We start from the raw sequence: 13,111 nt of genomic DNA on the forward strand, positions 1-13,111 counted from the left end.
AGGGAAAACCATAAAAACAGCAGCTACAATGAGGCTACGTCAACCTGTAGACGCGTCTACAAAGCGTCTACGAAAAATCATAACCTATATGATTTTCAATTATTTAATATTTTACCACTTTTTTAAACCTGATTCTTTTCCCTATTTTTGAAGGAATGTTACGAGCTATTATAACCATATCATTATTAAGCTGTCTGCCTATACTTACGTTTGCCCAGCAACGGTACAGGGATTCTCTTGAGCAAAAATTATCTCAGGCCAATTTGTCAGATTACGAGAAAGTGATCGTCCAGTGTAAGCTGGCAAGAGCATATTTTGAAACCGACCTTGATAAGGCCATTGCATTCACAAACAATGCCGCCGGCGCCTCCGGAGCAGATGCGAAAGCCTGGCTCTATGCAACAAGGATACACCTGCTTGTACAAAAGAAGAATAAACCGGCAGCATATGCCGCCCTGGATAGCGCACTTATATATGTAAACCAGGCCAAAGATCCCCTGGCGAAAGGTATTGTCTGGCTGAGGAACGGATGGCTCGATATTATTGATAACGAGAATGACCTGGCTGTTTCGAAATTGCTGAAAGCGGTTGGTTACTTTAAAACACCAGCCGGAGCGCCATATGCCGCACTTAGCTATCACTATCTTGCCAGCGTTTATAGTTACGGGACAGATACCGCCAGACAGGGAAACTACGCGAAAGAATGTTATGCCCAGGCGTTGCAAAGTGGGGAACCTGATATATTGAACACCGCTTACTATACGATGGGACAGTATTTCCATGATTGTTATAAACTGAACTCCCGGAAGCAACTGCTTGATTCAGCATTATCTTATTATAATCAATCAATAACACTTAGCAACCGGGAGAGAAGCCGGATCATATTACGCAGTAATACTGCGGCTGTGGCGCTGAACACTGCCAATATCTATTTCCAGCACTACCCATCGTCTTTCCGGGACAGCGTATACCGCTACCTGGACATAGCCGAGCAGATAGCCACAGAAACCAGGCTAACAGAAATACTGATCAACTGTTATGGAATGCGGAGCGAATATGCTCTTCGGAATAACAAAGCAGATGAGGCGGAACAACTGCTGCTGACTGCACTCAGCGAAGTTGCTGCGTCCACGATTAAAATGCCACTCACCCAATCCCGGATATATCGCGCATTGGTAAGAGTAGCAGAACAGAAAAATGACCCGAGACTGGCCTTGTCATACATGAAAAGTTATGTATCCAGCAATGAGGAAGCTTTTAACCAGGAAAAAATCAACAATGCCCAAAAGATCGACGCACGATACCGCGCAGCACAACAGGCCCAGAAAATAGCCTTGCTGGAACAGGAAGCAGCCTTCCGGGAGAAACGTAACCTGCTTTCTATTGGCCTGGGAGCAGCGGGAATTGCCGCCCTGTCATTCCTGCTGGTTTCATATAACTATAAGCTGAAAGCATCCATGCGAAAACAGGAGCTGATAGATAAAGAAAAAGAGGAAGTCATCCTGAAGGTGAAACTGCAGGAAGCAGAAACTAATCAACTGCTGGCAGAACAGGCCCTGTTACGTGAAAGGCAGCAACGCCTGGAGAAGGAACTGCTGGCCGAACAACTGCTAAAGGACAGTAAAAACCAGATCATGGAGATACTGGCCGATAAGCATACAAGCGGCAACGAAGAGATCAAAAAGCTTATAAAACGTCAGCAACAGCTTGATGAAGAATATGAAGACCACAAAACCGATTTTGTAGAGGTCCATTCCAGCTTCTTCGAACAGCTGCAGCAACGCGCCGGTAACTCCCTTACAAGGCTTGATATGAAATACTGCTCCTATATACTAATGGGGCTATCCAACAAGGAAATTTCAACCCGGCTGAATATAGAACCCAAAAGTATCAGGATGGCCAGATACAGGATCAAACAGAAATTAGGCCTTGGGAAAGACGATAGCCTCGATAATTTTATTAAAACTTTAAGCTAGCCCCGCAAAGAATCGCGTTGAGTACAAACAGTTGCAGAAAGGGTAATCAATAATGAATCAGCATCTTTTCACATCAACTTACATTCTCAGATTGATGCTGTAAAAAAAGAGGATGTATCAAAATAAACGCACATCCTTAAAATCACTTTCATGAAGACCTGAAACCATCAGGTATTCGAATAAAACGAGGCTGTATCGTACTTTGATACAGCCTCGTTTTGTTAATATGCGTAATAACATTAGCTTACCGCCTGCATCTTTTCTTCCAATGCCGCCAGATAGTTCTCAACGCTTCTTTCTTCAAACACGGTATACAGTAGAGGCTCTATCAGTTCCAGCTCCATTAAGGCCAGCTTCCCGTCTACAAGCACACCGTCCACACGCGTATACAAGGCATCTGCTGCAAAACGGCGTACCAGCGCTGTAGCTTCTTTGATCACAACTGCATCAGGCTGTACACTGTGAATGGTAGCGCCATATTGTGGCTGTACACGGAAATCGCCTTCTTTCGGCTTTTTCACTATCGCATGACTAAAACGGCCGCCAAAGAAAACAAGCGACCACTCACCTGCATGGATCTCTTTCAGGAAGGGCTGTGCAATAAACGCTTCCTGCCGCAACAATTCATTCAGGGGATGTTTCCCTAATTCAGGATCTCCCTTGACCAATGTGAAAGTGTTTTTTGAACCTCCGCTTACACATGGCTTTACAATGATCTTATCTGCTCCCAGACGGGTAAATAAACCAGCAAGGTCAGTCGTAACGTCCTTTTCAAGGAAGATGGATGGAATAATATAAAATCCTGCCTCACTGATCTCTTTCAGATAATGTTTATCTGCATTCCACAATACCATCTCCACCGGGTTCAGTAAGCGTACGCTCAATGCAGACAATTTATGCAGCCAGGTGCTGAATTCATTCAGGCGGTAATGATAATCGTAAGGCGATTTCAGGATGACAAGATCGTATAAGGGCCAGTCAGCCTGCGGGTCCTTCCAGTCTTTCGCTTCTGCTATCCAGCCACGTGTACGAAGGCTTTCCAGCAGTTTTTTATCCTCAGTCCCTGCCATCTCAAATAAATTGGCAGGGTCTTCACATATCAGTGCTATTTTCTTGTTGTCTGGCATAGTAGTTTGTTTCTGCATTACGTTATTCTGCGCCCTGTAAGGTATAAACGCCACCAGCACTTGTTTTAAGTGCATATGGATAACCGGCGGATGGATCTTTTGGTTTCATCGGCGCCAGCTGTGCATTACCGGTCGCTTTCAGGCGATGTTTTGATACGAGATAACAGGTGCCCGCTCTTGTGGCATGGACCGTTACTTTAGTGATCTTCCCTTCTTTCCAGCTCATGTCAATTGTATGACCATCATAAGCCAGCAAGCCTTTTACCTCACCACTGGCCCAGCTGTCGGGAAGAGCAGGCAGCAAATGTATGGCATTTGACTGTCCGTTCAGCAACATTTGCGCAATACCGGAAGTGCCTCCGAAATTGCCATCTATCTGGAATGGCGGATGCGCACAAAACAGGTTAGCGTAGGTACCACCTGCATCATGCATATCGATGGAGCCTTTACCTGTTAATGTCAGCAGCTCCCGCAATAATTTATATGCATGATTGCCATCTTCCAGCCTGGCCCAGGTATTGATCTTCCAGGCCTTGCTCCAGCCGGTACCACCGTCGCCCCTGATCTCCAGTGTACGTTTGGCTGCATTGGCCAGTTCGGGTGTTGCTGATGGAGAGATCTGATCGCCGGGAAAGAGACCATATAAGTGTGATATATGCCGATGCTCTGCTTCAGCTGAAGGCCAGTCTTTGTACCATTCCTGCAAGCTGCCATCCTTCCCTGTTTTAAAAGGATACAGGCGGTCGGCAGCTACCTGCAATGAATCACGCAACGCATTGTCCACCTGCAATACTTCCCCTGCTTTGATCACATTATTGAACAGCTCACGAATGATGGTCATATCCATCGTACTGGCTACAGATACAGCTTCACGTGTACCGTTTTCCAACACGAACATATTCTCCGGAGAAGTAGCGGGTGCAGTAACAAGATACCCCGAAGCAGGATCTTTCACCAGCCAGTCAAGGCTGAAAAGCGCTGCCGATCTCATGATGGGATATGCGGTATCTCTCAGGAACTGCAGGTCGCCTGTATAACGATAATGCTGCCATAGGAACTGGCATAACCAGTTACCGCCCATCATCCAGTTAGCCCACTGGGGATCTCCCCTGCCGGTATCGCCCACAGGATTTGAGATGGCCCATATATCTGTATTGTGGTGCGCCACCCATCCGCGGGCATTATAAAAGTTGCGTGCTGTATATTGACCAGTTACAGACAATTCTTTCAGCAACTGGTACAATGGCCTTTGCATTTCCATCAGGTTACACACTTCTGCCGGCCAGTAGTTCATTTCTGTATTGATGTTGATGGTATAGTTCGAGCTCCAGGGCGCGCGTAACTCTTTATTCCAGATGCCCTGCAAATTGGCAGGAGCGGCCTTTGCACGGGAACTGGAGATCAGCAGATAACGACCAAACTGGAAATAAAGACTTTCTAATGTTGCATCCTTCCCTCCTGCCGCGTAACGCCGTAGTCTTTCATCTGTGGGCAATGCACTCTGATCGGCGCCATCCAGTTGAAGAGATACGCGCTTAAAGAAAGAGTGATAATCCTGCTCATGGCGTTTCAACAGGTTGTCGTACGACAATGCCGCTGCTTTTTTAAGATATCCATCCACCAGCGCTTTCTCATCCAGTCCTTCACTATCCGGGCATCTATCATACCCGTTAAAGCTGGTGGCAGCTGTGAGCAATAAGGTCACCTCAGTAGCGTTCTTTACGGTAATACCAGAAGTATCTGTTGTAATATTACCATCAGGACTGAGCGCTCGCATCCGCAGTTCGTAGCGCATACCATTGCAACTGCCGGGCGCCTCGTATTTAATTGGTTCTTTGTTATAATTTACATAGTTAGGATCAGCATGAGAAGGTGCTTTACCTCTCATAGCAATCTCCCTTTTACCTGTAATCACATTGCTATATCGCAGCTGACTGGAAGTAGAAACGGTAAAGTTTAATTGTCCTTTCTTATTTGCTTTAAGCCTTATTACGATCACCTGATCGGGTGCGGAGATGAACATTTCACGGGAATAGGTAACGCCTCCGCTGGTGAAACGTGTCAGGGCTTTCGCATCTGCAATATCCAGGTCGCGGTAATACTGGCTTACCGCAGTATCTTTCAGCTGCTGCCGGATATGTACATCCCCTAAAGGCAGGAATGACTGGGAATAAGCTCCCTGCATCTTCCGTAAAATACTATCCGCTTCGTGGTACTTTTCTTTAAACAAAGCTTCTCTTACGGCTGGCAGATACCTGGCTGCACCAGGATTGATATTGTTATTAACGGGCCCGCCAGACCATAAAGTAGCTTCATTGAGCTGGACCAATTCTTCACTGGTACCGCCAAATATCATCGCACCTAACCTGCCATTACCTAATGGCAGGGCCTGTGGCCATTCCACAGCCGGTTCTTTATACCAGAGTTTCAGCTTGTTAAGGGATTGCTGCGCCCGTACATGACCTGTTCCTGCTAAAAGCAAAGACAATAAAATGAGACCTGTTCTATTCATACACGTGAAAAAATAAAATTATTGTCGAATTAACAAGTTCTGGTTTTTTAGTACGAAATGCAAACGATTGCGAAAAAAAGAGAGCAAACCTTTGGTTATCACTCACAGGGGTATTACATTTGTTGTGTCAATCATATATTACCGGGATCGGATATTAGTTACCTCCAGCGCAAGTGAATGAATGAAATCATCCCGGGAAATGTTGATCAGCCAATATAAGCTCATACATCCAGCGAAAATATCATCATATACCAATAAAAAAGTATTATAAGTTAGCTTTTTTGAGGAAACTGGTTTTGAGTATAACATAGGTCGATGTATGCTGCATCTGTGTTCATTATATCAAGATTGATCCGTAACGGTACGTTGAAATAAGGCAAAGCCTTCTAAATAACGCCTCGACAGACTAACTTAAAAGATATTAAACTCTTTATGGACCTGAGTACCATAACGTGGAATTTTAGCACAAAGGTCGAATTCTTTCGACCTTTCTTTTTTTATTTACCTGAGAGGCTCTATATTGTAGAACAGACATTTAAAATTCTATATCCGCGTTAATTACACAAGTGGACAAAAAATTATTTATTCTATTCCTGCTGGCGTTTTTACCCGCCTTACTGAGAGGACAGACAAGCGCATCACAATACCAACTGACCAGGATAGATATTACACAAGGACTTTCAGCGAACCAGGTCAATTGCATCCTGAAGGACAGTCGCGGGTTCATGTGGTTCGGCACCATGTCGGGCCTTAACCGCTATGATGGTTATAATTTCAAAGTATTCCGCCAGGCGCTCAGCGACTCCACTACCCTTTCCGACAACTTCATCAGCAGCCTCATGGAAGGCCCCGACGGCCTGTTGTGGCTCACGACCCGTAATGGACAAAACATCTACCATCCTGACAAAGGGAACTTTCAGCGGGATATCCGGCCTGTACTCAGGCAATATGGCATTCCCGGCGATTCCGTCAGCCAGATCCTGAAAGACAAAGCAGGTGTGTACTGGTTTGTTTTACCAAAAACAGGTTTATTTGGATATGTACCTGCCACACATAAAACAACGAAGGTCTCTTTTAAAGCGACGGAAAACAGTGCTGTTACCTCCATTGCAGAAGACGCCGCCGGCAATATCTGGATAGTACATACGGACGGGCTCCTGCAAAAAATGGATGGCCGCAGTCACCAGATCGTTTACCAGGTACAGCTACCCGAACAGGATGGCAGCAGCAAGCAGCAGGACTACCAGATGATGGCCGACAATGACAGCGATCTCTGGATCTTCAGCAATTCTGATATACAGGGTATTTATTATTATAATCAGCGTCAGGCTTCTTTTACACACTATAACCAGAACACCGGTACAATAAGGCTCAACACGAATATTGTACGTGGTGTAGTGCAGGACAACCAGGGATTGATCTGGATAGGTACAGATCATGGCGGACTGAATATCATCGACAAGCAAAAGCAATCAATACAGTACCTCCTTAACAATAGTGAAAATCCTAAAAGCCTGAGTCAAAATAGTATCAATGCTTTGTACCGTGATAACTCAGGCATCATATGGATCGGTACATATAAAAAAGGCATTTGTTACTATCATGAGAATATTGTCAAGTTCCCTTTATACCAGCACCAGGTGTTTACCGCCAACAGTCTGCCTTATGATGATGTGAACCGCTTTGCGGAAGATGCAAAAGGTAATCTATGGATAGGTACCAATGGCGGCGGATTGATCTACTTCGATCGTCAGCGCAACACTTTTAAACAATACCTGCATGAAGCCAACAATCCCAATAGCCCCAGTGGCAATGTGATCGTAAGCCTGTGGATAGACCGTGCGCAGAAGTTGTGGATCGGCTCTTATTTCGGGGGACTAGATTGTTTTGATGGCAGCCGCTTCATTCACTACAAAAATGATCCGGCCGACCCTAACAGTCTTAGTGACAACAGCGTATGGGAAATATTTGAGGATAGTCAGCAACGCCTGTGGGTCGGTACATTGGGTGGAGGATTGAACATACTTGACAGAAGCACCGGCAAGTTCCGGCGCTTTGTCAATGGCGTATCCAATACCCTGCGATCGCCCTATATAGCGGCGCTGCTGGAAGACAGGGCAGGCAACATCTGGATAGGTACTGCTGATGGCATAGACGTCATGAGCAAGGCAGGTAAGTTCACGCATTATGATACGGTGGATAAACAAGCGGGGGGGCTGAGTAATAGGAACATCATGTGCCTGTTCGAAGACAGCCGTGGACTGATATGGGTAGGTACCCGTGAAGGATTGAACCTCTATGATCCTGCCACCAGGAAAATACGCATCCTGCGAAGGGAAGACGGCCTGCCCGACAACACCGTGCTGAACATTCTTGAAGCAAAAGACCATACACTCTGGATGAGTACCGCCAATGGTATATCCAACCTTAGTATAAAGGGACGATCACCAGGATATGCCTTTCACTTCAAGCACTATGATGAATCGGATGGGTTACAGGGAAGAGAATTCAATGAAAATGCAGCTTTAAAGACCAGCAAGGGAGAACTGGTCTTTGGCGGAGGTAATGGTTTCAACCTGTTCTATCCTCATTCAATTGCTATTAATCGGAATGTGCCGCCCATTGTATTCACTGATTTCCAGATCTTCAATAAAAGTATGGAACCGGGAGAAGCTATTAACGGGCGCACATTGTTGCAGCAATCTATCACACAGACCAGACAGATCACCTTAAAATACAGGGAGAATGTATTCTCTGTTTCCTTTGCGGCATTGAACTATTTTCATCCGGAGAAGAACCAGTATGCCTACATGCTGGAAGGGTTCAATAATGAGTGGCTGACCACGGATGGCACCGTGCGCAAGGCAACTTATACCAATCTCGATCCGGGCAACTATACCTTCCGCGTGAAAGCGTCCAACAATGACGGTGTATGGACACCTGCCCCGGTAGAATTACACATCACTATACTTCCTCCCTTCTGGAGAACGCCGCTGGCATTTTTATTGTATGGCCTGCTCATTATAGGTGCATTGATACTCGCAAGAAGGATTGTACTGGAAAGAGAAAGATTGCGCGCCCGCATTGAGCAGGAGAAACAGGAAGCGCAGCGTATACATGAACTGGATGCATTGAAGATCCGCTTTTTCACGAATGTCAGTCATGAGTTCCGCACCCCGCTGAGCCTGATCATCACGCCGCTGGAAAAGATACTGGGTAAAGGTCTGGAGGGTAATTTACAACAGCAGCTTATACTGATACAACGTAATGCACGCCGCCTGCTGAACCTCGTTAACCAGCTGCTTGATTTCCGTAAGATGGAAGTGCAGGAGATCAAACTATATACAAGTGAAGGCGATATTGTTGCATTTATAAAAGAGCTGACCACCTCCTTTTCCGACCTCTCGGAAAAGAAACAGATACACCTTGACTTTCACAGCAGCATCAAAGAGCTGAACATGTTATATGATCCGGACAAGATAGAAAAGATCATCTTTAACCTCTTAAGCAATGCATTCAAGTTTACCCCGGAGCAGGGCAATATTTCTGTGGATGTGCAATTACAGCAAGGGTCGGTATTAGCTATCATAGTCAAGGATACAGGGATCGGCATTCCTTTGGAACAGCAGGAGCGCATCTTTGAAAGGTTCTTCCAGCATGATATTCCGGGCTCTATGGTGAACCAGGGCAGCGGTATTGGCCTGAGCATCACACGTGAATTTGTGAAGCTGCACGGCGGCACCATCACTGTTGATAGTGCACCTGGCATGGGTAGCTGCTTTACTATCCTGCTGCCCATACAGGGCATCTCCGGAAAGCCTGTTACCATCGCCCCTGAAACTACAGCGATCATGTCTGCCGCTCCCATCGCAGCGAGCGGCCCTGTAACATATGCGGGGAAGAAACCGGTGCTGTTGCTGATAGAAGACAGTGAAGATTTCAGGTTCTATCTCAAGGATAACCTGAGTGTTCACTTTCACATCATCGATGCGCCCAACGGACAGATAGGATGGAATATCCTGCAGCAAACGGTTCCCAACCTGGTAGTAAGCGATGTGAACATGCCGGAAATGGACGGTTTAGAGCTTTGCAGGCGGATAAGGCAGCAGCAGCGACTGGCACATTTGCCCGTGATCCTGCTCACCGCACGGGCCTCGGAAGAAGACCAGCTGGAAGCGCTGGATAACGGCGCTACAGATTACATCACCAAGCCTTTTAACTACGAAGTGTTATTGTCGCGTATCCGTAATATCATTACCCAACAGGCATCCCTGAAGAAAACTTTCCAGCAGCATATAGACGCACACCCGGAAGAAATAGCCATCTCTTCGCAGGATGAGCTGTTCATTCAGCAGGCCTTACAGATTGTTGAAAAGAATATCTCCAACCCGGATTTCTCGGTGGAAGAATTAAGCCGCGAACTGCATATGAGCCGGGTATCTGCATACAAGAAACTTTTGTCCCTTACGGGGAAAACGCCGCTTGAATTTATCCGTTCCATCCGCCTGAAAAGGGCGGCACAGTTGCTAGGCAAAAGCCAGCTGACGGTAGCAGAAGTGGCGTATGAAGTAGGATTCAATAATCCTAAGTATTTTGCGAAATATTTCAAACTGGAATACGGCGTATTGCCTTCAGCCTATAAGAACACTTAAAACTGATTGCTATGCAAGCATTTCTCAACAAACTGGACAGTCACCTGGCAGGTAAAAGAGCCGCTTACTATGCTACCTTACAACCAGGACTTACAACGGAAGAAATAACAGCGCTTGAAAAAGAATTTAAGGTAACGATCCCTGCAGATCTTCGGGCACTGTACCAGTGGAAGAACGGGCAGCGTGATGATTCTTATGAGGCATTTGTCAATAATTCCATGTTCCTGTCGCTGGAACATGCTTTGGCCACAGGAAGGGAATATACGTCCATGATAGGATCGGATTTCGAACTGGAGAACTGGTGGCATCCTGCATGGATTCCCATCTTCGATAACGGGGGTGGCGATAGTATTTGTTACGATACTGCAGGTGTATTTACCGGTATCAGGGGGCAGATCATCGAATTCTGGCATGCGGACAATGACAGGAACACCATTGCACCAGACCTGACCTCGTTTATCATTTCTCTCAATCACCTGTATGATACTACCGCCGCAGCGGATTTCGATGAATACTTTGAAGTAAAGGCGCCCGATGGTTATCCGAAGGGCAATTATGCGGGAGAAGCAAAATGATCAGAAAAGCGTTTCAGGGAGATTGTAAGTTCTTACTTCACCGGAGTTGTGCGTCAGTAATAGCTGATGTTGCTTAGTGAGTGCTACGGTGACAATCTCTCCTGCATAGTCAATGACAGCATTAGGATTAGTAGTGGGTCTGCCTGCCATATCGTAGGCCCTGATCTCACAACCTTCAGGGATGAGCTCTCCCCTGCAGCTCAGGCTCTCCCTGTCTATCAGCAGCAACCTGCCAAAGCGTGTGAATGCGAGCAGCGTTTTATCGTTTACATACAGGACCACATATTCCACACTATCTCCATCGTCTGTAGTGGGGTATTCGTTCCTTTCTGCAAACAGCTCGTCGCTTTCCAATACAGCCGTCTTTGTTATCTCCGGAAATGAGAATAACTCGATCCCATCTTCATGATGGGGGGCAGTTACAAACTCTCTTCCATCCGGAGAGAAGCTTCCCATGATCCTGTCGTGGCACTGGGACAGCTCTTCACAGCTGATCTTCCCGTCTTCCAGTCTCACCCGGTAAAACAGACTGGCGTCCTGTCCGGCGGCAGCCTCGATGATCATAGCTTTATTATCGGGTGTCGCGTAGAACATGTAATTATAATCCTGGTTACCGTCCATCATCCAGGTATCAGCCACTTTATAATCGCATGCTTTGACCGCGTACAGGATATCATTCTCCATGGTCGAAGAACCCGGTATGATAAACCAGATCAGTTGTCCGTCGGAAGAGAAAGCACAGGGCGATCCAAGGAACTTACCCCAGGGCTCATGCGGCAATGCCCACAGCAAATTAGCGTCGAGGTCTAATATGCGGATCGTTTCATTACCGGAGAGCGCCATCATCTTTCCATCAGGACTTGCAGTGATCATACAGTTGACATAGTTGATCGTTTGCGCCTGCAGATCTTTCTTCCAGACCTGCTTCAATGAGCTGTCCAGTCTGATGACATGCGGGTCTTTGTTGAAATTAAGCAGGTAGCCGCCATCAGCCAGCTCTGTTATACAGATGGGATTAGCTTCCAATGCCAACCTTTGATGGATGTTGAGTGATATTTGTGAGAATGTATTTGCCATAGCTTGCCAGTGATGCAAATTACTGGTAATATTCGAATTTTTAAGGCTCAGCATGGTACATCACGACTAAAATTAATACTGTCTAAATCACCCCTTTAAGAGGTCTTCTTCACACCGCTTTTGTACAGATTTCTAAAGGTAAGTTTGCTGTATCAACACACGCAAAAAATTACCGTTATGCAAAAGATCACTCCTTTCTTATGGTTCGATACCCAGGCAGAAGAGGCAGCGAAGCTGTATACTTCCCTTTTTACAAATTCATCTATCGGTAAGATCAGTCGTTATCCTCCTGGTATCCCGGGACAGGAAGGAAAAGTGATGACCGTGGAGTTCACCCTGGACGGGCAGGAATTCATAGCACTGAATGGCGGACCTCATTATTCCTTTACTCCGGCAGTGTCAATGTTCATCAAATGTGAGACGCAAGAAGAAGTGGATCGGTTATGGGCAGCGCTCACAGAAGGGGGAACAGCAGACAGATGCGGGTGGCTGAAAGATAAGTTCGGCTTATCCTGGCAGGTAGTGCCGAATGGCTTGCAGGAGTTGTTGCAGGATAAAGATCCGGGCAGGGCGCAGCGAGCTGTCAGTGCCATGATGCAGATGCAGAAACTGGATATCGAGGTGCTGGAAGAAGCGGCAGCGGGATAAGATCTTTATTGATGATATGAAAAAGCCTGCCGGTTATAGCGGCAGGCTTTTTATTGTCTTCAACACATTACTTACCCAATCGCCATCATACTCCTTTACAATAAACGTCCGGAAATTAAACCGGATCCCCGCTCTATCCCGGGCGAATCATCAATATGCAGATCAATATTGAATACGGATGGCAACTTGGATGGTGTACTCATCTGTCCCATTAATCCCTATCATATTGTCATCAGATGCCTACCGTTTTGTCATGCTTTCATACAAGTTACACGACAATCTCCTTCAATCCGCCAAGGGGGCATACAAAAACAAAATATGACGAAGTCAATTAAATATAATCCCTCCCAGCAGCTTATCCGGCACCCCTGATTTAACAAATTATACCCTTCCCCTTATCAAACACTTACTCTCTTTCCCCCCTGCGGTTAACATTTGTACCCCTAATCACAAACAATACCGTCCCCTGGGTCTTAAAACGGACCGCTAAATTTGTCTCAACACGTTAGCAATAGAAACCATTAATAATATATTCTATCAGCAG

Annotated in this window: 7 protein-coding genes; 4 read left to right on the forward strand and 3 right to left on the reverse strand. The window is 46.1% G+C overall.

Annotated features, from left to right (window positions below):
- Positions 1–263 precede the first annotated feature (263 nt).
- Positions 264–1,976 (forward strand): LuxR C-terminal-related transcriptional regulator, encoded by a 1,713-nt coding sequence (locus MYF79_RS23125; RefSeq protein WP_247810191.1) that lies wholly within the window; start codon positions 264–266, stop codon positions 1,974–1,976.
- Positions 1,977–2,215: 239 nt separating this feature from the next.
- Here MYF79_RS23125 and MYF79_RS23130 read toward each other — a convergent pair whose 3' ends face one another.
- Positions 2,216–3,178 (reverse strand): RimK family alpha-L-glutamate ligase, encoded by a 963-nt coding sequence (locus tag MYF79_RS23130; RefSeq protein WP_247810192.1) that lies wholly within the window; start codon positions 3,176–3,178, stop codon positions 2,216–2,218.
- A complete protein-coding gene (locus tag MYF79_RS23135; RefSeq protein ID WP_247810193.1) occupies positions 3,126–5,615 on the reverse strand; it encodes a glycosyl hydrolase family 95 catalytic domain-containing protein in 2,490 nt (829 codons plus the stop codon). Before MYF79_RS23135 ends, MYF79_RS23130 begins: the two co-directional genes overlap by 53 nt.
- A gap of 566 nt (positions 5,616–6,181) precedes the next feature.
- Here MYF79_RS23135 and MYF79_RS23140 point away from each other — a divergent pair.
- Together MYF79_RS23140 and MYF79_RS23145 are read left to right on the forward strand one after the other, a co-directional pair.
- On the forward strand, positions 6,182–10,267 hold the full coding sequence (locus tag MYF79_RS23140; RefSeq protein ID WP_247810194.1) for a two-component regulator propeller domain-containing protein: 4,086 nt from the start codon (positions 6,182–6,184) through the stop codon (positions 10,265–10,267).
- Between the two features lie 11 nt (positions 10,268–10,278).
- A complete protein-coding gene (locus tag MYF79_RS23145; RefSeq protein ID WP_247810195.1) occupies positions 10,279–10,842 on the forward strand; it encodes an SMI1/KNR4 family protein in 564 nt (187 codons plus the stop codon).
- On the opposite strand, the gene MYF79_RS23150 is transcribed toward MYF79_RS23145, so the two are convergent.
- Positions 10,843–11,919: a WD40 repeat domain-containing protein gene (locus MYF79_RS23150; protein WP_247810196.1), complete on the reverse strand. Its 1,077-nt coding sequence runs from the start codon at positions 11,917–11,919 to the stop codon at positions 10,843–10,845.
- 177 nt (positions 11,920–12,096) lie between these two features.
- Here MYF79_RS23150 and MYF79_RS23155 point away from each other — a divergent pair, with 177 nt between their 5' ends.
- Complete coding sequence (locus MYF79_RS23155; protein ID WP_247810197.1) at positions 12,097–12,567, forward strand: VOC family protein; 471 nt, start codon at positions 12,097–12,099, stop codon at positions 12,565–12,567.
- Positions 12,568–13,111: the final 544 nt, after the last annotated feature.

The sequence above is a fragment of the Chitinophaga filiformis genome (genome assembly GCF_023100805.1).
Taxonomy (GTDB): Bacteria; Bacteroidota; Bacteroidia; order Chitinophagales; family Chitinophagaceae; genus Chitinophaga; species Chitinophaga filiformis_B.